Here is a 19201-nt window from a genome sequence, read left to right as displayed (position 1 = left end):
CTGGCTCGCCACCGGACGCCGGCCCCAACTCGGGACGGCGTGTAGTGCCTACGTCAGCGGGCCTTCTTGGTGGCCCGCTTACGCGGCGGGGTCAGCAGGTCGGCGATCGTCGCGATCGCACTCGGGACCAGGCTGTAGTACGCCCAGACACCGCGCTTCTCCCGCTGCAACAAGCCAGCCTCGGTGAGGATGCGCAGGTGGTGACTGACCGTCGGCTGAGAGAGGCCGAGCGGCGCCGTCAGGTCACAGACGCACGCCTCGCCCTCGGGGGCCGACTGGATCAGGCTGAGCAGCCGCAACCGAGCAGGATCAGCAAGGGCCTTGAGGACCCCGGCGAGACGCTCGGCATCGGCACGTTCGATCGGCTCGCCGTTTAGCGGCGAGATCTGAGGCATAGTCATTTCGGCCAACGCAGTTCCCACGTATTCCATCCTTCCACCAGCAGCATCGATCCGCCTGCATATCAGCAGATCCGAATCGGCAGACTTTTACGCCACAAGGCCGAGGTCAGCCAACGTATAGGCCGCCCGGTACGGCAATCCGGCGGCTCGCACCGCGTCGCCGGCGCCTCGATCAACAATAACCACCACACCCACGACTTCCGCCCCGGCCTCGCGAAGCGCCTCGACAGCCGTCAAAACACTTCCGCCCGTCGTCGATGTGTCCTCCACCGCCAACACTCGGCGGCCAGCCACCTCCGGTCCCTCGATCCGCCGCTGAAGACCGTGAGCCTTGCCCGCCTTGCGCACCACAAAGGCGTCCAGGGCCCGGCCGGTCGGAGCGGCGGCGTGCAGCATCGAGAGCGCGACAGGATCCGCCCCCAGGGTGAGGCCCCCGACGGCGTCGAACTCCCAGTCGGCGGTGAGGTCGAGCAACACCCGGCCGACCAGAGGAGCGGCCCGGTGATGGAGCGTGACGCGCCGCAGATCCACGTACCAGTCTGCCTCGCGCCCCGACGAGAGCACGACCCGGCCGTGGACCACAGCCAGGTCGGTAATGAATTTACGCAGGTCGTCGTGGTCCCCCATGGCGATAGAGGTTACTGCGCAACTCTGAACGCCGTGTGCGGGGTCCACCCTGATCAGCCTCGGGGGGAACCGATGACTGGCGATGTTCGACTACGCTCAGCAACTGGCCCGACAGCGGCGTGCCAGCGGCGTCCCACCACTCACTCGGGGTCGGCGGGCCGATCGAAGCTCAGCGCTCGTCGCGACCGATCCGGCCGCGGGTGTCCCGCGCGACCGCCTGGAGCAGCCGCCGCGGCGCGTGTCGCATACCGGCGACGACCACCTTGTACTTCCACGCCGGGATGCTGACCATCTTGCCTTTGCGCAGGTCACGCAGGGCTTCGTCCACGACATCCTCGGCCCGCAGCCACAGCCACTCCGGCGTCTTGGACATGTTGATGCCGGCTCGCTGATGGAATTCGGTGCGCGTGTAGCCGGGGCAGAGGGCCATCACCTGAACGCCGAACGGCCGCGCGGACTGCCCGACGGACTCACTGAAGTTGGTGACCCACGCCTTGCTGGCGGAGTACGTCGATCCGGGCATCGCGGTGCCGAACCCGGCGACCGAAGAGACATTTATCACTGCCCCATTTCGCCGTTCAGTCATCGGTCGAAGCGCCGCAAGGGTCAGCCGCATGACCGCGTGCACGTTGAGTCGCAACAGTCGTGCCTCGTCCTCCGCCGTCGAGCGCAGGAACGGTTTGTTCAGGCTGATCCCCGCATTGTTGACCAGCAGGTGCACCGGGCTGCCGTCGGCGAGCCGCTGCTCCACGATGGCGCAGCCGTCGTCGGTGGACAGATCCGCCGGGATCGTCTCCACCTCGCGTCCGTACGTGGAGCCCAGCTCGGTGGCCAGCTCGGTGAGGCGCGCCGCGTCGCGGGCGACGAGCACCAGATGCCAGCCGTCGGCGGCCAGTCGTCGCGTGAACGCCGCGCCGATGCCGGCGGTGGCCCCGGTGATCAGGGCTCGGCGCTCGGCAGTCGTGGGGTCGAGCGTCACGGGGTGGTCCTCACCTGGGCGGGTACGGGGGCGCGTGCGGCGCCGACGGGGGCTGGTGCGGGGCGGGCGTGAACATGGGCGGCGCGGTTGGTGCCGTCGAGCGGTGGCGGCCGAACCAGCTGGTCGCCGCCGGCAGCGCCAGCAGCGTAGCTACTACAAGGTAACCGAGCGCCTGTGCGACGGAAAGCCCGGCGTTGAGCGGGATCCACCAGGACGGGTACGCGTCGCCGATCAGACCCAGCAACTCGGCGAGGGCCTGCTCGCCGGAGCCCAGTTGCAGTGGCGCGGCACGTTCTCCGACGACCACCGCCACGCTGCAACAGCCGGCGAGCACGCCGAGCCCACTGACCACCCAGGTCGCCACCCGGACGCCGTTGCGACCGGCCAGCAACCCGAAGGCGAGGCCAGCGAGCAGCGGCGCGGAGAGCACCGCCACCACCGCCGACAGCACAGCGGACGCGCGGAGCAGAGTCACCACGTCATCGATCTGCTCCGGGCTCGCCGAAGTGTCGCGGGCGGCGGAGCGGAACGCGTCGACAGTCCCGCCCAGCACCACCAGGTCCACCACGGCGTACGCGAGCGCGGCGACCGCCATCACCAACAGCACTGTCGCGGCCGACAGGACGGCGGCGGGCCTGCGGGCCGGTGCCGATTCCGGGTACGACACGACGAATCCCTCCGGTAGGCGTCGGGTTGCAACCTACTCGGAGGGATCGTCGGCGTCGTGCTTATCGAGCCGTCAGCTCGTCGACGGCGGGGTTGACCCGGGCCGATCCGTGGGCGGCGTGTCGTCCGGGCGGTTCGCGGCCGGCGGCGGCGGGTAGCTCGGCTCCCCACTCGACGGATAGCCCGGCTCACCGGACGCCTGCGGGTAACCGGGCTGACCCGGCGCCTGCGGGTGGCCCGGGTAGCTGGCGCCCGGGGTGGGCGGCTCCCAGCCTGCGGTCTGCTTGCGGAAGAACGGGTTCGCCTTCGGCAGCGCCAGCAGGACCAGCGCCGTGATCAGTGCGATCAGGCTGAGCACATTGAGCAGGAGGCTGACCGGGGTGACCCAGGAGGGCAGGGCCTCCTCCAGGCGGCGCTGGATCTCCTCCGGGCTCGGCCCGTCGCCGGTAGTTCCGCCACCGGTGTTGAAACCGCCGGCCGCGTTGCTGAGCAGGCTACCGCCGACGCAGCAGACCATGATGCCGCCGACGATCCAGGTGGTGATCCGGGCGCCGTTGCGGCCCTGGTTGTTGAACAGGGCCAGCACGCCCAGCACGACCGCGAGCAGCAACAGGACGATGCTGCCGCCGATGCCGACGACGGCGAAGACGTCGGCCACCTGGTCACCGTCGGTGGTGCTGCCCTCGTACGCCGCACGGAGCGCGTCGCGCGTCTTGCCGAAGGTGCTGAGCGAGATGATCAGACTGATCACCTGGAGTGCCAGGAACAGGAAGAGCAGGTAACTGGAAATCGACACAATGGATGGCCGCTGACGGGCCGGCGTGCTCTGGGAATCGACCACGATTCTCCTTCCCTAAGATCGCGCCCACACCGTATCGACAACCGGCCAGTTCGGCATGCCGTGACGAGCCCGGCGCGTCCGCCCGGTCCGGCTGAGCGGGCCTCAGGCCTGGGGCGGTCGGATCGTCAGGTCGGCGGGGTCGAGCAGGTCACCGCGGGCCACCCGCCAACCCTCTTCGCCGTACGCCTCGAAGGAGAGCCGCGCGGCGCCGCCGGACTGGTAGTCGTGGTAGCGCATCGTCCCGGTCGACGGCAGCTCGGTCTCGCCGGTGGCTGTGTAACGCGCCTGCCCGGTCTCAGCCCAGGTGTAGCGCCGCCCACCGAGTTCGATGGTCGGGGCGCCCGGTGTGACGGTGGCACCCGGTTCGGCGGTCCAGAAGACCAGCTCGAGTTCTGGGCCGTCCTCCACCGAGAGCCGGTGGCGGGTGCCGGAGTCGTCGTCGAGGAGGTGCTGCACCCAGCTCCAGTCACCCTCGACCAGGCGGATCGTGGCGCTCACCGCGTACTCCCGCTCGCGGATACACACGCGGTCGCCCGGGGTCAGGCGGAGCGGGCCGCCGCGCGGCGGCTCTGTCGGCTCGCCGTCGGGCGGGCCCGTCGGCCGCCGGCGGGCCCGCACGACGACCACGACGACCACTACCACCACGAGTACGGCAACAGCCGCCACCAGGCATGTCACCAGCGCGTCCACCCGACCACCTCCCCAGGTACGTCGGCGCAGACGGTAACAACCTTCGGCACCAGGAAGGCCCGCGCTGTGGCCGACAGCTCAGCTAGCGAAGGCCGTCCGGTGCGTCCTGCGGAGGCGCCGTCGACGGACCGGTTGGCCCTGGTGACGAGCTTGGCGCGCCCGGCGTCAGGTGCGCGGCAGGGTCGGGGCAGATCAGGTAGCCGGGTGGGAGCGGCAGGAACGGAACCGTCGGATATCCGTATCCGGGCGGGACGTAGGTGGGGCCGGGCATCGCCCAGGCCGGGCCGGCGAGCGCCTCGTTCGCGGCACGCGGCACGAACCAGCGGTTCGCCGGTGGCAGCGCCAGCAGCAGGACCACGGCCGCGGAGAGTGCCAGGACGGTCAGCACCCCCAGCCCTGCCGCGGGGAAGAACAGGTCGTCCCAGGGGTCGGTGCCGGCGTAGAGCGTGTCGAAGAAGGTCGAGGTCTCCCACTCCTCGTCCCAGTCCGGTGGCGGCTCCGCCCCCATCTCCGGGGTGGTCAGCAGGGGGACGAGAAATCCGCCGGAGCAGCACTGCGCGAAGCAGACCAGCAGTTGCGCGCCACTGGCGACGAAGACCAGGATCCGCGCGAGGTTGGCGCCCCGCCGGACCGGAACGGCGGTGGCCGCCAGCCAGACCGCGAGCAACACCGCCGGTACGCCGAGGATCAGCGTCATCGCGACGTTGCCCTGCCGCTCGCCGGTCACCTCGGCCGGGTCGGCGTCCGGCACCAGTCGCACCGCGCGGTCGATCTGGCCATTGAAGTGCACCGCCTCGGCCACTGTCAGCGCGGCCAGGCCGAGCAGCACCAGCGCCACTGCCAGTTGCAGCCAGAACGCGATGGTCACGGTGGCCGGGCGGGGCGGACGCGACGCGGTGGCGGGCGGGTTCATGGCCCGCAACGTACGGCCCGTCGACGGCGACCGGCAGGACCAATCGGGCAGTACCGACCGGCGAATGGATCATGCCGCGGCGAGCCGCCGGCTGGCGTACGTGCCAAGGGTTTCGCGGTCCATCACGCACCCCACGAAGGTGGTGAACTCGCTCGGGTCGTCCCGCAGCGACGTCCAGGCCGCTCGGGCCGCTTCCGGGTCGACGCGCTCCAGCAGCGAGGCCGCGTACGCCCGGCCGGCGGGTGTGCCGTCAGCCAGCACCCGGTCGAGTTGGCGGCGTACCTCCTCGGGGTGGTCGTCGAGAGCGGCCGAGACCTGCTCGTACGCCTCCGTCACCGGCAACAGGGTGCCAGCGATCCCCACCCCACCGAAGGCAAGCGTGTCAGCCGCCGCCAACGTGTCGGCGGCCGCACCAAGTTCCCGCTCCCATTTCTTCTTCCCAATCCCAAACATGCCCCAACTCTTTCCCCACCCGCCCCACTTCGACCCCGTTGATCATGAAGTTATTGCCACGACACGCCGCGCGGTCGGGCAATAACTTCATGATCAACACGGGGAGGGTGGGGTTAGGCGGGGACTACCGACAGGGCGTTGGTACTTGGGGCGCGGTCTACCTTTACTGTTTGGCCGTCGCGGATCGATCCGCTCAGGAGGGCCTTGGCCAGTTGATCTCCGATTGCCGTCTGGACGAGGCGACGGAGCGGGCGGGCACCGTAGATCGGGTCGTAGCCGTGCTCGGCCAGCCACTCACGGGCGGACTCGGTGACGTCCAGTGCCAATCGGCGGTCCGCAAGACGGTTTCGCATCCGGTTCAACTGGATGTCGACGATGGAACGCAGGTCGTCCCCGCGCAGCGAGGCGAAGACCACTATGTCGTCCAGCCGGTTGAGGAACTCCGGCTTGAAGTGTGACCGGACCACGGCCAGCACGCCCTCCCGGCGCTGCTCGTCGGCCAGCGTCAGGTCGGAGATCACCGACGACCCGAGGTTGGACGTGAGGATCAGGATCGCGTTGCGGAAGTCCACGGTGCGGCCCTGGCCGTCGGTGAGCCGACCGTCGTCGAGCACCTGGAGCAGCACGTCGAAGACGTCCGGGTGGGCCTTCTCCACCTCGTCCAGCAGCACCACCGAGTACGGCCGTCGGCGCACCGCCTCGGTGAGCTGACCACCCTCGTTGTAGCCGACGTAGCCGGGCGGCGCACCGACCAGCCGGGCGACCGAGTGCTTCTCGCCGTACTCGCTCATGTCGATGCGGACCATGGCCCGCTCGTCGTCGAAGAGGAACTCGGCGAGGGCCTTGGCCAACTCCGTCTTGCCGACACCGGTGGGGCCGAGGAAGAGGAAACTGCCGGTCGGGCGATCCGGGTCGGCGATACCGGCCCGGGCACGGCGTACCGCGTCGGAGACCGCGCCGACCGCCTCGGCCTGGCCGACCACCCGGCCGCCCAGCGAATCCTCCATCCGCAGCAGCTTGGCCGTCTCACCCTCCAGTAGGCGGCCGGCGGGAATGCCGGTCCAGGAGGCGACCACAGCGGCGATGTCGTCCGCGCCGACCTCCTCCTTGAGCATCGCGCCGTCGGCCTGGAGCTGGGCCAGCTCCTCCGCGGCCTGCTTCAGCTCGACCTTCAGGGCGGGGATCCGGCCGTAGCGCAGCTCGGCGGCGCGTTCCAGCTCGCCGTCCCGCTCGGCCCGCTCGGCCTCACCGCCGAGACGTTCCAACTCCTCCTTGGCGGCGGAGAGCTTGGTGATGTGGCTCTTCTCCGTCTGCCAGCGCTCGGAGAGCACTGTGAGCTGCTCGCGCTTGTCGGCCAACTCCTTGCGGAGCCGCTCCAACCGCTCGGCCGAGGCGGCGTCCGGCTCCTTGGCCAGGGCCATCTCCTCGATCTCCAACCGGCGGACCGCCCGCTCGATCTCGTCCACCTCGACCGGACGGGAGTCGATCTCCATCCGGAGCCGGGACGCGGACTCGTCGACCAGGTCGATCGCCTTGTCGGGCAGGAACCGTTCGGTGATGTAGCGGTCGGACAGCGTCGCGGCGGCGACCAGCGCGGCGTCGGTGATCCGCACGCCGTGGTGCACCTCGTAGCGCTCCTTGAGCCCCCGCAGGATGCCGATGGTGTCCTCGATGGTTGGCTCACCGACCAGCACCGGCTGGAAACGGCGCTCCAGCGCCGGGTCCTTCTCGATGTGCTCGCGGTACTCGTCCAGCGTGGTGGCGCCCACCATGCGCAGCTCACCACGGGCCAGCATGGGCTTGAGCATGTTGCCGGCGTCCATCGAGCCTTCGCCCTTGCCGGCGCCGACGACTGTGTGCAGCTCGTCGAGGAACGTGATGACCTGCCCGTTGGAGTTCTTGATCTCCTCCAGGACGGACTTCAGTCGCTCCTCGAACTGGCCGCGGTACTGCGCGCCGGCGACCATCGCGCCGAGGTCCAGCGAGATCAGCTTCTTGTCGCGCAGTGACTCGGGCACGTCGCCGGTGACGATCCGCTGGGCCAGGCCCTCGACGATCGCGGTCTTGCCGACGCCGGGCTCGCCGATCAGCACCGGGTTGTTCTTGGTACGCCGGGAGAGCACCTGGATGACCCGACGGATCTCGGAGTCCCGACCGATTACCGGGTCGATCTTGCCGTCCCGGGCGCTGGCGGTGAGGTCGACGCCGTACTTGGTCAGGGCCTGGTAGGTCTGCTCGGGGTCGGCGGTGGTGACCCGACGGTCCCCACCGCGAACTGTCGGGAAGGCGGCGACCAGTGCCTCCTCGGTGGCACCGGCGGTCTTCAACGCGCCGGACACCGCCCCGCCCACCTGGGCCAGACCGGCGAGCAGGTGCTCGGTGGAGGTGTACTCGTCGCCCAGCGGCCGGGCGATCTGCTCGGCGGCGCCGATGGCGTTGACGAACTCCCGAGCCAACGTCGGCTCGGCGATGCTGGAGCCGTGTGCGGCCGGCAGGTTGTCGACAGCGCGCTGGGCGGCCCGGCGCAGCTCGGTCGGGTCGGCCCCGACGGCGCGCAGCAGACCGGTGGCGGTCGAGCCGTCGGTGTCCAGGAGTGACAGGAGCAGGTGCCAGGGCTCGACCGTGGCGTGACCACGCTGGTTGGCCAGCGCGACCGCGCCCGTGATGGTTTCGCGGCTCTTGGTGGTGAGTCTTTCGGTGTTCATGGGCTCCCCCGGATCGGCGTTGTCCATTGGGTTGGACACAACCAGAGTTGAGCGTATTCCGCTCAACCTTAGCGCGTGATGCCCATCACTCCCGGCGACGCCACCGCCAGTCGAACTCGCCGGCCGCCGGGGCCGGGCCGGGCAGCGGGTCCGTGTCCGGCACCGACGACAGGCCGGCCAGCAGGACCGCGAGCTGCCGCCGGCGCAGTTGGCGGGTCCGCTCCGGATCGGGTACGCGGACAGCGGCGCACGCCTCCAACAACAACCCCAGATCGTGCACGACAGCGTCGGGGCGCAGCCGCCCGCTGGCATGGGCGCGGTCGACGAGGGTGGCGGCCAACTCGCCGGCGCGCATCGCGTCCCGACCCATCTCCTCGGTCGGGGTGAAGGTGCCGGCCAGGTGGACGGTGAGCGAGTGCACGTCGGCGTCGACCACCCGGGCCAGGAAGCCGGTGAACGCGGCCCAGTCGTCCGGCTCGGCGAGGGCGGTCTCGGCCTCCTCGACGTACCGGCGCAGCCCGTCGTGGCAGAGCTGGCGCAGCAGGTCCTCCTTGCCCGCGTACCGCCGATAGAGGGCGCTGATCCCGACGCCCGCGCGTTCCGCGACGGCAGCGATCGGGGCCTTCGGGTCGTCGAGGAAGACGGCCCGGGCGGCTTCGAGGATGACCTCGTCGTTGCGGGCGGCCTGGGCGCGGCGACCGCCCAGCGTCTTGCCGGAAGTCGTTGACATGCCCCCAGCCTAACAGTGGAACGGATCGTTCCGCTCTGTTATGGTGCTTGCAGAACGAAACATTCCGTTCCGAAGGAGTTCCGTCATGAGTGACGCCGCGATCCGCCCATTCCGCGTCGAGATCCCGCAGACCGCCCTCGACGACCTGGCCGCCCGGCTGGGCCGCACCAACTGGCCCGCCGACCTGCCCGGCGCGGACGACTCGTACGGGATGAGCAGCGACCGGGTGCGCACCCTCGTCGACCGGTGGCGGGGCGAGTTCGACTGGCGAGTCGTCGAGGCCCGCCTGAACGCCCACCAGCAGTTCGTCACCGAGATCGACGGCGAGCAGATCCACTTCCTGCACGTCCGGTCGTCCCGGCCGGACGCCACCGCGCTCGTGCTCACCCACGGCTGGCCCGGCTCGGTGCTGGAGTACCTCGACGTGATCGCCCCGCTCACCGAGCCGACCGACAGGGACGCGCCGGCCTTCCACGTGGTCATCCCGTCACTGCCCGGCTTCGGCTTCTCCGGCCCGACCCGCAGCGCCGGCTGGAACCGGTTCCGCATCGCCCGGGCCTGGGCCGAGCTGATGAACCGCCTGGGGTACGACAGCTACGGCGCGGTCGGCAACGACGCCGGCTCGATGATCGCGCCGGAGCTGGGCCGGGTCGACCCGGGGCGGGTGCTCGGCGTACACGTCACCCAGCTCTTCTCATTCCCCTCCGGCGACCCGGCCGAGTTCGCCGGGCTCTCCGAGACGGACCAGGCGGCGCTCGGGCACCTCCAGTGGTTCTACGAGAACAAGTTCTCCTTCAACCAGGTGCACAGCCAGCAGCCGCAGACCCTGGCGTTCGCGCTGGCCGACTCGCCGGTGGGGCTGCTCGCCTGGAACGCCCAACTCTTCGACGAGAGCCTGGACGCCGACTTCATCCTGGCCAACGTGGCGCTCTACTGGTTCACCGGCACGGCCGCCTCGGCGATCCGGCTCTACTGGGAGGACGCGCACGCCGGCGAGCCGCCGACCGAGCCGACCACCGCTCCGACCGCGCTGGCCATGTTCCCCGGCGACTTCCAGTCCATCCGTCGCTTCGCCGAGCGGGACCACGCGAACATCGTCCGGTGGACTGCGTACGAGACCGACGTCGACGGCCGGGGCGACGTCGGCGGCCACTACGCGGCCCACCAGGCCACCGAGGTGCTGGTCGCCGACATCCGCCAGTTCTTCGCCAGCCTCCACTGACCCGAATCGATCGGTGCCCGCTCCGCTCGACCGGGGCGGGCGCCGACCGCTTGATCCACTCGACTTACAGAAAGTCGGGTTATCCGGACCGCCAGGACACCGCGCCATCCTGAAAACCGAGTCGATCACGGTTCTGTACGGCCACTAAGGGCCGATTCGCCGGGGCAACCGGGCGGTGCACGGGGTCTCGTGGTCGGCGCGGAGCACGCAGCGACGGCCACCGTCCAGCCGACGGTCGCAGAAGACCCAGTGCCGTACCCCCTGGTTGTCCTCGGTCGAGACGGTGATCCCGCCGAGGTCGATCCGGGCCAGGAAGGCCAGCGACCGACCGGCGGTTCGCCCCAGCATCTTCGCGCGCGCCAGGTCGGGGGCGGATATCGGCAGGTGAATGACGAACCGCCCGGTCATCGCCGCCACCCTCGGTCCACCATCAGCGCTGCTCCTCTCCTGGCGGGGCGGATCGCTGGCACGGCCGTTTGCCCGAGGGGAGCGCACGGCCGTGCCAGCGCGACACGGACGACCCGGCCGAGGAGGCCGGCTGCCTACCAGGCTTTCCACACCCCGAGTGCCCGCCCGATCAACATACAATGCAAAGCATTGCAGGACAACCAGTGACCATGCTTAGCACGCGAAGTGTTGGCCGACCGGCCAACCGCATGGGAAGATCTTGGGGCCTACCAGGAGTTGCCCCATGCCCCGAGTTTCGGACCGCCAACGCATCGCGCAGGACATCCGCGACAAGATCGCTTCCGGCGAATACGCGCCAGGCGACAAGCTGCCCTCGTTGCGTGAAATGACCGCGCACTACGGCGTCTCCGCCGAGCCGGTCCGATCAGCGCTACTGATTCTGCAGGCCGAAGGCCTGACCGAGGGACATCAAGGCAAAGGCACCTACGTCAGCCACCCAAAGTAGATCCACCCGGGTTCATTGAAGTCGGGGTGTCCCGCCGCGCCGGATGCCCCGACTTCAATGAACCCGGGTGGATCATGGCCGTTGAGCTGCGCCGGGGCCGGCCCGCAGGGCGCTGTCCGTCCAAGATCTGCGCTCTGTTCACGAAGCGGTAGCCTTGGAGAGTGCGAGTACGTGTCGAGCAGACCGCCTTACCCGGGATCGGGGTACGTCACGATCTGGTGACGGAGTCCGGACGCCGCCTGGGCGTCGTTTCCCACCGCAATGGCCGCCGTGATCTCGTTCTCTACGATCCCGACGATCCCGACGCCTGCCAGTCGGACATTCCGCTGACCGACGACGAGGCCGAGGCTCTGGCCGACATCCTCGGCGCGTCGCTGATGCTCGGCCAGCTCTCCGGGCTCCGGGAGCAGGCCGCCGGTCTGCTCACCGAGCAGATCGCCATCACGGCCGGGTCCCCGTACGTCAACCGGAAGCTCGGCGACACCAAGGCGCGTACCCGCACCAGCGCCTCCATCGTGGCTGTACTGCGCGAAGGCGAAGTGATCGTCTCGCCACTCCCCTCCTTCCGCTTCGCGGCCGGCGACGTGGTGGTCGTTGTCGGGACCCGTAGAGGTCTCGACGGCGTCTCCGCCATCCTCGCCGACAGTGACCCGGACGGCTGAGGCGGATGCACGATTTCACCACGCTGCTCATCGAAGTCGGTGCGCTGCTGCTGCTGCTCGGGCTCCTCAGCCGGCTCAGCCGGCGGTTCGGCCTCTCTCCCATTCCTCTCTACCTGCTCGCCGGGCTCGCCTTCGGGCACGGCGGGCTCCTGCCGCTGGACGCCAGCGAGGAGTTCTTCGCAGTCGGCGCCGAGATCGGCGTCATCCTTCTGCTGGTGATGCTCGGCCTGGAGTACTCGGCCAACGAACTCGTCGGCAACCTGCGTTCGGCGGCACCGGCAGGGCTGATCGACGGCGTCCTCAACGCGCTACCCGGCGCGGGGTTCGCCCTGCTGCTCGGCTGGGACTGGGTCGCCGCCCTGGTACTCGGCGGCATCACCTGGGTCTCCTCCTCCGGCGTGATCGCCAAGGTTCTCGCCGACCTGGGCCGGCTCGGTAACCGGGAAACCCCGGTGATCCTCTCGGTGCTGGTCATCGAGGACCTGGCGATGGCCCTCTACCTGCCGCTCGTCACCGCCGTGCTGGCCGGCACCGGCCTGCTCGGAGGCGGGATCGCGCTCACCGTAGCGGTGGGTACGGTGCTGATCGTGCTGGTGGTCGCCATCCGGTACGGCCACCTGATCTCGTCCGCCCTGTCGGCGAAGGACCCGGAAGCGCTGCTGCTCGGCGTACTCGGTCTGACGTTGCTGATCGCGGGCATCGCCGCGTCGCTCCAGGTGTCGGCGGCGGTCGGCGCGTTCCTGGTCGGCATCGCCCTCTCCGGCCCGGTGGCGCACCACGCCACCGAGTTGCTCTCGCCTCTGCGGGATCTGTTCGCCGCGGTGTTCTTCGTCTTCTTCGGCCTGACCACCGACCCGCAGGACATTCCGCCGGTGCTGCTGCCGGCACTCGCCCTGGCCGTGGTCACCATGGCGACGAAGACGCTCACCGGCTACCTCGCGGCCCGCCGGGTCGGCATCGCGGAACCCGGTCGATGGCGGGCCGGTCTGGCGCTCGTACCTCGCGGTGAGTTCTCCATCGTCATCGCCGGTCTCGCGGTGGCCGCCGGGAGCGTCGAGCCGCGGTTGGCGGCGCTGGCCGCGACGTACGTCCTGATCACCGTGGTGACCGGGCCGATCCTGGCTCGGCTGCCGGACTTCCCGTGGTTCAAGCGGTGGCTGCGCAACCGCGCGGCGGCCCAGCGGCGGGAGCCGACGCCGGTCGTCGAATCACTGCGCTGAGCTCCACCTGAACGCCGCGGCGGCGTGGGTCGCACCCTCGCGGAGGTAGAAGCGGTGCGCCCCGGTACGGGCCAGGCCGGACTCCAGGAAGACGTAGTCGGCACCCTGGTCGTGCGCCCACGCCCTGACCGCCGCGAGGAGGCTGGAGCCGACACCCCGGGAGCGCCACTCGGGGTGCACGGCGAGATCCTCGATCGACGCCCGACGGCCGAAGCGCACCGAGAGGATGTCCACGTAGACGCTGGCCACCCCGACCAGCTGATCCTCGTCCGACCGCGCCTCGAAGAGTGCGACGTCCTCGTGGGCGAGCAATTGCGTGGTCCGCTCGACGGCGCGGTCGTGGTCCCAATCCACGGGACGGCTACCGGGAGGGGCGAAAAGCCACTCCAGCCCCAGGACGAACTCGGCCTCGGAGCCCCGCTGCAACCGTCTAACGTGGATTGTCATAGGAGCATCATCGGCTGCGCTGTCGATGCAATGGACCCGCCCGTGCCAACGGTTGCGGAATTGCTCCTCGCGGGTACTACCGCAGCACCCGACGGCGGGTTACCGTTTCGCCCCAGCAGCCAGGGTCCGCAGGCAGCGTTGCCAGACGCGGGCGAGAGCGGAAGGTTGGCCGGTGAGCGTGCAGGAGTCGACGTTCCACGGCTTCGCCAACCCCGTCGATCCGACTCCGGCGGAGTTGCGAGCTTGGGCGTACAAGCCCGATTCGGTGCCGTTGGCCTCGATGCCACCCGACTGGGACCTTCTGGTCTCCGGCGACCGGCTGGTGTTGACACTCTTCGAGTTAGCGATGGATCCAACCTGCCCGGCCCGGCGGTTCGCGCTGCACTGCCTCTACATCTACGCGGCCGACGGCATCCGGACGAACTTTCGCGCCCACCCCAAGCGCCGCTTCCGCAAGCTCGTCGAACAGGCCGAGCGTGACGGCGACGAGCTGATGAAGATCTGGGCGCACAACGGCCGCGTGCTGTTGGCCCGACCGGACCTCTTCATCTACCGGGACTGGTGCGAGGGCGGCCTGGTCCGCGAAAACCGCCGCCTCGGCTGAGCTGGATCGCTCAGTTCATTGCGCCGATCTTGCACTTTCTGCCCCCGCCTATTACGCGAAACTAGACATTTCGTCATCCGCAAGTGCAAGATCGGCGCTTATGGCGGCGGCGAACGGGCCGGGACCCCCCGTGGGTCCCGGCCCGCACGTCGGTCACCGGTCAGTCCTGCTTGCGTTCCGTCTCGGCTCGGCCCCGTTCGCCGGCGTGGTCGCCGTCTTCGGCGAACCGGCCCGCGATGATCCGGTCCCGGTAGGTCCCCTCGGTCACCTTGTCGAACTTCTTGCGGACGGTCTCGGCCAGATCTTCCAACCGGTCCTCGGTCTGCTGGGCCACCTTCTTCGCCGGTTCCGCCATCGCTCCCCCTCGCCATGCCGGTAGGTCCAGATTAAGCCGATTGGACCCTTATCGACAGGCTAACCGAAGCGGCCCGGACCGCGCCGGGGAATCCAGCGTGGTCCGGGCCGACAAGACAGATCCGGGTGAGCGGCAGCTCAGCGATCGGGCGTGCGGCGGGGGCGCCACACCACGAGGGCGGTGGACGTGCGGTTGGTCGGCACCAGATCCCGGCCCGGGAAGCGGGCCAGCGACTCCAGCTCCGCCACCCGGCGGTACGCGGCGTCCAGCTCCGCCTCCAGCCGGGCCACCCGCTGCTGCGCCTGCTCCAGCAGCCGCTCCAGCCCGATGATCCGCTTGACGCCGGCCAGGTTGATCCCGTCGTCCTGGCTGAGCCGCTGCACCTCGCGCAGCAGCACCACGTCGCGGACGCTGTAGCGACGCCCGCCACCAGCGGCCCGGCCGGGCTGCACCAGCCCCAGTCGGTCGTACTGGCGCAGGGTCTGTGGATGCATTCCCGCCATCCGTGCCGCTACCGAGATCATCAGCACTTTGGCCTCGTAGGCAGGGTCGCCCGAACCGAGGAACTCGCCCGACATCCCGCTCACCTCCGCGTCCATTCCACCGGACTAACTGACTCGACGCACCCGTGCGTCGAGATGTTCCCGGGCCGCCGGCGGGGTCTGCTCGGCGAACGACTCCAGCGCCGTGCGCGCCTCGTCCGACAACCGGGCCGGCACCACCACGTCCAGCGTGACCAGCAGGTCACCGGCCTGCCCGTCGCGGCGGACCACACCCTTGCCCCGGGCCCGCAGCACCCGTCCGCTCGGCGTCCCCGGCGGCACCCGCAGGGTCATCGCACCGTCGAGCGTGGGCACCCGCAGGTCCGTGCCGAGCACGGCCTCCGCGAAGGTGACCGGCACGGTCAGCGTCAGGTCGTCCCCGGTACGCCCGAACAGCTCGTCCGGCCGAACCTTGACGTGCACGAAGAGGTCGCCAGCCGGGCCACCGCGCTCGCCCGGCTCGCCACGCCCGGCCAATCGGATGCGTTGACCGTCGGCCACGCCGGCCGGGAAGCGCACGTTCATGGTGCGGGTCTTGGTGACACCGCCGCTGCCGTGGCACTCCGGGCACTTCTCCTCGACCACTGTGCCGACGCCCTGGCAGTTGCGGCACGGCTCGGAGAAGCTGAACGACCCCTGGTTGCGGGTGGTCACGCCGGCACCATGGCAGACCGGGCAGGTACGCGGCTGGGTGCCGGGCTTGGCCCCGTTGCCGTGGCAGGTGTCGCAGACTCCCGGCGCGCGCAGCGTCAGGGGCAGCGTCACTCCGCGCACCGCGTCGCCGAAGTCCAGCGCCACCTCGGTCTCCACGTCCCGGCCACGGGCCGGACCGTGTGGTGCGGCCTGCCCACCGGCCTGGCCGCCGCTGAAGATCGAGCTGAACAGGTCCTGGAAGCCGGCGCCGCCGAAGCGACGATCGCCGCCTCCGCCGCCGCCGAACATGTCGGAGACGTCGAACGGCATGCCGCCCGGCTGACCCCCACCCCGGGCGTTGCGCCGGAACGCGCCCGAGCCGAAGAGCGAGCGCATCTCGTCGTACTCGCGACGGCGGCCGCTGTCCGACAGCACGTTGTACGCCTCGGACGCGGCCTTGAACCGCTCCTCGGCCTTCGGGTCGCCCGGGTTGTGGTCCGGGTGCGACTCCCGGGCCACCTTGCGGTACGCCTTCTTGATGTCATCCGCGGAGGCGGCCTTGTCCACGCCGAGTACGGCGTAGAAGTCCTTCTCGATCCAGTCCTTCGAACTCACCGGTCCACCTCCTTCCGACCCTGATGGCCCGGCCGTCCCGCCCACCGTCGCGCGGTGGACGGGACGACCCGGTCACTGTCTGGCACTATTCCGGATCCGCTACCGCTACCAGCGCGGGGCGCAGCAGCCGCTCACCGAGCTGGTAGCCGCGCCGCATGACCTGCACGCAGGTCGGCTCGCTGACGTCGGCCGAGGTCTGGTGCGCTACCGCCTCGTGCCGGGTCGGGTCGAACGGGTCGCCCTGCTCGCCGAAGGCGTTCAGGCCGAACTTGCCCAGCGCGGTGGTGAGTTGTTCCGCCACCGTGCCGAACGGCCCGACCAGGTCGCCGTGTTCCCGGGCCCGGTCCAGGTCGTCCAGGATCGGCAGCAGCGCGGCCAGCACCGAGCCGGTCGCCTGCTCCTGTACGAGGCCGCGGTCACGGTCGACCCGCTTGCGGTAGTTGGCGTACTCCGCCGACACCCGCTGCAGGTCCCTGGTCCGCTCGTCGAGCTCGGCCCGGAGCGCCTCCAGCTCGGCGCCGAGCGAGGTGCCCGTGCCGCCGCCGTCCACCGGCTGCGCCGGGGCGTCCACCACCGGCGGACCGGATGGCTCCGGCCCGTCGGTGGAGTTGACCTCGACCTCGATCTCGTCGACCACGACCTCGGCGTCCTCGACCAGACCCTCGGCCGGCACACCGGTCTCCGCGTCGGCGGCGGTGCCCTCCGGCTCGGCGGTGTCGACGAGCTTGCGGTTGTTGCGGATGACGACCCGCTCCCCGTCGCCGGTCGGCTCCGTGGTCGCGGAGCCACCCGGCGTCGACCCGGTGTCGCCCGGGTCGGCGGCTCGTGGCTTCTGCGTCATGCGGCTACCTCATCCCCTTCGCGGTGAAAACGTGCCGGAGGCCGACGGTCACTTCTTGCCGTCCTCGTCCACGATTTCCGCGTCGACCACGTCGTCGGCGCCGCCGGACTGCGGGCCAGGCTGCGCGCCGGTCGCACCGGTCGCGCCGGCCGCACCCGGGCCGGGCTCGCCACCCGGCTGCTGACCCTGCTCGGCCTGCTGGGAGTAGAGCAGCGAACCGGCCTCCTGGGAGACCTTCGCCAGCTTCTCGTGCGCCGACTTGATCTTCTCGATGTCCTGACCGCCGAGGGCGCCCCGCAGCTCGCCGAGCGCCTCGTTGAGCTGCTCGCGGTTCTCAGCGGGCAGCTTGTCGCCGCTCTCGGCGAGGAACTTCTCGGTCTGCCACTGCAGCGCCTCGGCCACGTTGCGAGCCTCGGCGTCGTCGCGACGACGCTTGTCCTCCTCCGCGTGCTCCTCGGCGTCCCGGCGCATCCGCTCGATGTCGTCCTTCGGCAGCGAGGAGCCGCCGGTGATCGTCATCTTCTGTTCCTTGCCGGTGCCCAGGTCCTTGGCGTGCACGTTGACGATGCCGTTGGCGTCGATGTCGAACGCGACCTCGATCTGCGGCACGCCGCGCGGCGCCGGCGGGAGGCCGGTCAGCTCGAAGGTGCCGAGCTTCTTGTTGTACGCCGCGATCTCCCGCTCACCCTGGAAGACCTGGATCAGCACCGACGGCTGGTTGTCGTCCGCCGTGGTGAAGACCTCGGAACGCTTGGTCGGGATTGTGGTGTTGCGCTCGATCAGCTTGGTGAAGATGCCGCCCTTGGTCTCGATGCCCAGGCTCAGCGGGGTCACGTCGAGCAGCAGAACGTCCTTGACCTCACCCTTGAGCACACCGGCCTGGAGGGCGGCGCCGACGGCGACGACCTCGTCCGGGTTGACGCCCTTGTTGGGGTCGCGACCGGTGAGCTGCTTGACCAGGTCGGTCACGGCGGGCATCCGGGTCGAACCGCCGACCAGGATGACGTGCTCGACGTCGGAGATCTTGATCCCGGCGTCCTTCACGGCCTGCTCGAACGGGCCCTTGCACCGGTCCAGCAGGTCCTGCGTCATCCGCTGGAACTCGGCGCGGCTGAGCGTCACGTCGAGGTGCAGCGGGCCGGCCGCGCCGGCGGTGATGTACGGCAGGTTGATGTTGGTGGTGGTGGCGGCGGAAAGCTCGATCTTGGCCTTCTCGGCGGCCTCACGGAGCCGCTGGAGGGCCATCTTGTCCTGGGACAGATCGATGCCGTGCTCACCGCGGAACGTCTTGACCAGGTGGTCGATGATCCGCTGGTCCCAGTCGTCGCCACCGAGCTGGTTGTCACCGCTGGTCGACTTGACCTCGACGACGCCCTCGGCCAGCTCCAGCAGCGACACGTCGAAGGTGCCGCCGCCGAGGTCGAAGACCAGGACGGTCTGCTCCTTGGAGCCCTTGTCCAGCCCGTACGCCAGGGCGGCAGCGGTCGGCTCGTTGACGATCCGCAGCACGTTGAAGCCGGCGATCTCACCGGCCTCCTTGGTGGCCTGGCGCTGGCTGTCGTTGAAGTAGGCCGGAACCGTGATCACCGCGTCGGTGATCTGCTCACCCAGGTACGCCTCGGCGTCCCGCTTGAGCTTCATCAGCGTCCGGGCCGAGATCTCCTGCGGGGTGTACTTCTTGCCGTCGATGTCGACGGACCAGTTCGTGCCGACCTCGCGCTTGACCGACCGGATCGTCCGATCGGGGTTGGTCACCGCTTGGCGCTTGGCGACCTCACCGACGAGCACCTCGCCGTTGCGGGCGAACGCGACGATCGACGGAGTCGTCCGCGACCCCTCAGCGTTGGCGATGACGGTGGGCTCACCGCCCTCGAGAACGCTGACGCAGGAGTTCGTCGTGCCGAGGTCGATACCGACCGCACGTGCCATCTTCGCTTCCTCGCTTCGTAAGGTTGTGCAGGTGACGGGCGTCGCCCGTGGGCTGCTGGCGAGCACCGCCCGCAGCGGGCCCCACCACAAGTTGAGTGAACTTGACTCAATAGTGCCACGCGTTGGCCAATCGTCAAGTTGACTTGAGTCAACCCGACGCAACCCAGCCGTTATTACCGTCCGGTTGTCTTCCCTTGCATCGGTCGGGCACGC

General features: G+C 69.9%; 22 protein-coding genes. 5 read left to right on the top strand and 17 right to left on the bottom strand.

Annotated elements, in window-relative coordinates:
- Positions 1–53 precede the first annotated feature (53 nt).
- The 10 genes from NIE79_RS06125 to NIE79_RS06080 form a co-directional block, all read right to left on the bottom strand.
- Positions 54–431 carry an ArsR/SmtB family transcription factor gene (locus NIE79_RS06125; RefSeq protein WP_030332125.1) on the bottom strand — a complete coding sequence of 126 codons (378 nt, stop codon included), beginning with the start codon at positions 429–431 and terminating at the stop codon, positions 54–56.
- A 57-nt stretch (positions 432–488) separates the two neighbouring features.
- On the bottom strand, positions 489–1028 hold the full coding sequence (pyrE, locus tag NIE79_RS06120; protein ID WP_112586136.1) for an orotate phosphoribosyltransferase: 540 nt from the start codon (positions 1026–1028) through the stop codon (positions 489–491).
- A gap of 169 nt (positions 1029–1197) precedes the next feature.
- A complete protein-coding gene (locus tag NIE79_RS06115; RefSeq protein ID WP_238677609.1) occupies positions 1198–2007 on the bottom strand; it encodes an SDR family NAD(P)-dependent oxidoreductase in 810 nt (269 codons plus the stop codon).
- Between the two features lie 10 nt (positions 2008–2017).
- Positions 2018–2674: a hypothetical protein gene (locus NIE79_RS06110; protein WP_238677608.1), complete on the bottom strand. Its 657-nt coding sequence runs from the start codon at positions 2672–2674 to the stop codon at positions 2018–2020.
- A 72-nt stretch (positions 2675–2746) separates the two neighbouring features.
- On the bottom strand, positions 2747–3514 hold the full coding sequence (locus tag NIE79_RS06105) for a hypothetical protein (protein ID WP_238677607.1): 768 nt from the start codon (positions 3512–3514) through the stop codon (positions 2747–2749).
- Positions 3515–3616: 102 nt separating this feature from the next.
- Positions 3617–4204 carry a DUF4178 domain-containing protein gene (locus tag NIE79_RS06100; protein WP_238677606.1) on the bottom strand — a complete coding sequence of 196 codons (588 nt, stop codon included), beginning with the start codon at positions 4202–4204 and terminating at the stop codon, positions 3617–3619.
- Positions 4205–4286: 82 nt separating this feature from the next.
- Complete coding sequence (locus NIE79_RS06095) at positions 4287–5117, bottom strand: hypothetical protein (protein ID WP_238677605.1); 831 nt, start codon at positions 5115–5117, stop codon at positions 4287–4289.
- A gap of 69 nt (positions 5118–5186) precedes the next feature.
- Positions 5187–5570 carry a hypothetical protein gene (locus NIE79_RS06090; RefSeq protein WP_238677604.1) on the bottom strand — a complete coding sequence of 128 codons (384 nt, stop codon included), beginning with the start codon at positions 5568–5570 and terminating at the stop codon, positions 5187–5189.
- A 113-nt stretch (positions 5571–5683) separates the two neighbouring features.
- The gene (clpB, locus tag NIE79_RS06085) at positions 5684–8275 is read right to left on the bottom strand and encodes an ATP-dependent chaperone ClpB (RefSeq protein WP_238677603.1); all 2592 of its coding nucleotides are present in this window, start codon (positions 8273–8275) and stop codon (positions 5684–5686) included.
- 85 nt (positions 8276–8360) lie between these two features.
- Complete coding sequence (locus tag NIE79_RS06080; protein ID WP_238677602.1) at positions 8361–9005, bottom strand: TetR/AcrR family transcriptional regulator; 645 nt, start codon at positions 9003–9005, stop codon at positions 8361–8363.
- 85 nt (positions 9006–9090) lie between these two features.
- On the opposite strand from NIE79_RS06080, the gene NIE79_RS06075 reads away from it, so the two are divergent.
- On the top strand, positions 9091–10227 hold the full coding sequence (locus NIE79_RS06075) for an epoxide hydrolase family protein (protein ID WP_238677601.1): 1137 nt from the start codon (positions 9091–9093) through the stop codon (positions 10225–10227).
- Between the two features lie 144 nt (positions 10228–10371).
- Here NIE79_RS06075 and NIE79_RS06070 read toward each other — a convergent pair whose 3' ends face one another.
- Positions 10372–10635 carry a hypothetical protein gene (locus NIE79_RS06070; RefSeq protein WP_238677600.1) on the bottom strand — a complete coding sequence of 88 codons (264 nt, stop codon included), beginning with the start codon at positions 10633–10635 and terminating at the stop codon, positions 10372–10374.
- A gap of 283 nt (positions 10636–10918) precedes the next feature.
- Between NIE79_RS06070 and NIE79_RS06065 the strand changes: the two genes are divergently transcribed.
- From NIE79_RS06065 to NIE79_RS06055, 3 genes are all read left to right on the top strand, one after another.
- Positions 10919–11140: a winged helix-turn-helix domain-containing protein gene (locus NIE79_RS06065; RefSeq protein WP_238677599.1), complete on the top strand. Its 222-nt coding sequence runs from the start codon at positions 10919–10921 to the stop codon at positions 11138–11140.
- A 161-nt stretch (positions 11141–11301) separates the two neighbouring features.
- Positions 11302–11802, top strand: a complete 501-nt coding sequence (locus NIE79_RS06060) for a cation:proton antiporter regulatory subunit (RefSeq protein WP_030332098.1) — start codon at positions 11302–11304, stop codon at positions 11800–11802.
- A gap of 5 nt (positions 11803–11807) precedes the next feature.
- Positions 11808–13022: a cation:proton antiporter gene (locus NIE79_RS06055; RefSeq protein ID WP_238677598.1), complete on the top strand. Its 1215-nt coding sequence runs from the start codon at positions 11808–11810 to the stop codon at positions 13020–13022.
- Here NIE79_RS06055 and NIE79_RS06050 read toward each other — a convergent pair.
- Positions 13011–13469 (bottom strand): GNAT family N-acetyltransferase, encoded by a 459-nt coding sequence (locus NIE79_RS06050; RefSeq protein ID WP_238677597.1) that lies wholly within the window; start codon positions 13467–13469, stop codon positions 13011–13013. The genes NIE79_RS06055 and NIE79_RS06050 overlap by 12 nt on opposite strands.
- 172 nt (positions 13470–13641) lie before the next feature.
- Here NIE79_RS06050 and NIE79_RS06045 point away from each other — a divergent pair, with 172 nt between their 5' ends.
- Complete coding sequence (locus tag NIE79_RS06045; protein WP_238677596.1) at positions 13642–14073, top strand: hypothetical protein; 432 nt, start codon at positions 13642–13644, stop codon at positions 14071–14073.
- A 160-nt stretch (positions 14074–14233) separates the two neighbouring features.
- On the opposite strand, the gene NIE79_RS06040 is transcribed toward NIE79_RS06045, so the two are convergent.
- From NIE79_RS06040 to dnaK, 5 genes are all read right to left on the bottom strand, one after another.
- Positions 14234–14428, bottom strand: coding sequence for a hypothetical protein (locus NIE79_RS06040; protein ID WP_238677595.1), 195 nt, complete (start codon positions 14426–14428; stop codon positions 14234–14236).
- 137 nt (positions 14429–14565) lie between these two features.
- Entirely contained in the window at positions 14566–15006 is a 441-nt protein-coding gene (locus NIE79_RS06035) for a heat shock protein transcriptional repressor HspR (protein WP_030332087.1), read from the bottom strand.
- A gap of 30 nt (positions 15007–15036) precedes the next feature.
- Positions 15037–16218: a molecular chaperone DnaJ gene (gene dnaJ, locus NIE79_RS06030; protein ID WP_210782998.1), complete on the bottom strand. Its 1182-nt coding sequence runs from the start codon at positions 16216–16218 to the stop codon at positions 15037–15039.
- A gap of 85 nt (positions 16219–16303) precedes the next feature.
- Positions 16304–17059, bottom strand: coding sequence for a nucleotide exchange factor GrpE (grpE, locus tag NIE79_RS06025; protein WP_238677594.1), 756 nt, complete (start codon positions 17057–17059; stop codon positions 16304–16306).
- A gap of 48 nt (positions 17060–17107) precedes the next feature.
- Positions 17108–18988, bottom strand: a complete 1881-nt coding sequence (gene dnaK, locus NIE79_RS06020) for a molecular chaperone DnaK (protein WP_238677593.1) — start codon at positions 18986–18988, stop codon at positions 17108–17110.
- Between the last annotated feature and the right edge of the window lie 213 nt (positions 18989–19201).

Source organism: Micromonospora trifolii (genome assembly GCF_022229005.1).
Classification (GTDB): Bacteria; Actinomycetota; Actinomycetes; order Mycobacteriales; family Micromonosporaceae; genus Micromonospora; species Micromonospora trifolii.
Note: the sequence above shows the minus strand (reverse complement) of the source record. Positions and strands in the feature narration are given on the sequence as shown.

Excerpts from the sequence above, each read along its gene's own strand:
- NIE79_RS06125 (WP_030332125.1), bottom strand. The coding sequence starts at position 431 with ATGGAATACGTGGGAACTGCGTTGGCCGAAATGACTATGCCTCAGATC.
- pyrE (WP_112586136.1), bottom strand. The coding sequence starts at position 1,028 with ATGGGGGACCACGACGACCTGCGTAAATTCATTACCGACCTGGCTGTG.
- NIE79_RS06095 (WP_238677605.1), bottom strand. The coding sequence starts at position 5,117 with ATGAACCCGCCCGCCACCGCGTCGCGTCCGCCCCGCCCGGCCACCGTG.
- NIE79_RS06090 (WP_238677604.1), bottom strand. The coding sequence starts at position 5,570 with ATGTTTGGGATTGGGAAGAAGAAATGGGAGCGGGAACTTGGTGCGGCC.
- clpB (WP_238677603.1), bottom strand. The coding sequence starts at position 8,275 with ATGAACACCGAAAGACTCACCACCAAGAGCCGCGAAACCATCACGGGC.
- NIE79_RS06080 (WP_238677602.1), bottom strand. The coding sequence starts at position 9,005 with ATGTCAACGACTTCCGGCAAGACGCTGGGCGGTCGCCGCGCCCAGGCC.
- NIE79_RS06075 (WP_238677601.1), top strand. The coding sequence starts at position 9,091 with ATGAGTGACGCCGCGATCCGCCCATTCCGCGTCGAGATCCCGCAGACC.
- NIE79_RS06070 (WP_238677600.1), bottom strand. The coding sequence starts at position 10,635 with ATGACCGGGCGGTTCGTCATTCACCTGCCGATATCCGCCCCCGACCTG.
- NIE79_RS06065 (WP_238677599.1), top strand. The coding sequence starts at position 10,919 with ATGCCCCGAGTTTCGGACCGCCAACGCATCGCGCAGGACATCCGCGAC.
- NIE79_RS06055 (WP_238677598.1), top strand. The coding sequence starts at position 11,808 with ATGCACGATTTCACCACGCTGCTCATCGAAGTCGGTGCGCTGCTGCTG.
- NIE79_RS06050 (WP_238677597.1), bottom strand. The coding sequence starts at position 13,469 with ATGACAATCCACGTTAGACGGTTGCAGCGGGGCTCCGAGGCCGAGTTC.
- NIE79_RS06040 (WP_238677595.1), bottom strand. The coding sequence starts at position 14,428 with ATGGCGGAACCGGCGAAGAAGGTGGCCCAGCAGACCGAGGACCGGTTG.
- NIE79_RS06035 (WP_030332087.1), bottom strand. The coding sequence starts at position 15,006 with ATGTCGGGCGAGTTCCTCGGTTCGGGCGACCCTGCCTACGAGGCCAAA.
- grpE (WP_238677594.1), bottom strand. The coding sequence starts at position 17,059 with ATGACGCAGAAGCCACGAGCCGCCGACCCGGGCGACACCGGGTCGACG.
- dnaK (WP_238677593.1), bottom strand. The coding sequence starts at position 18,988 with ATGGCACGTGCGGTCGGTATCGACCTCGGCACGACGAACTCCTGCGTC.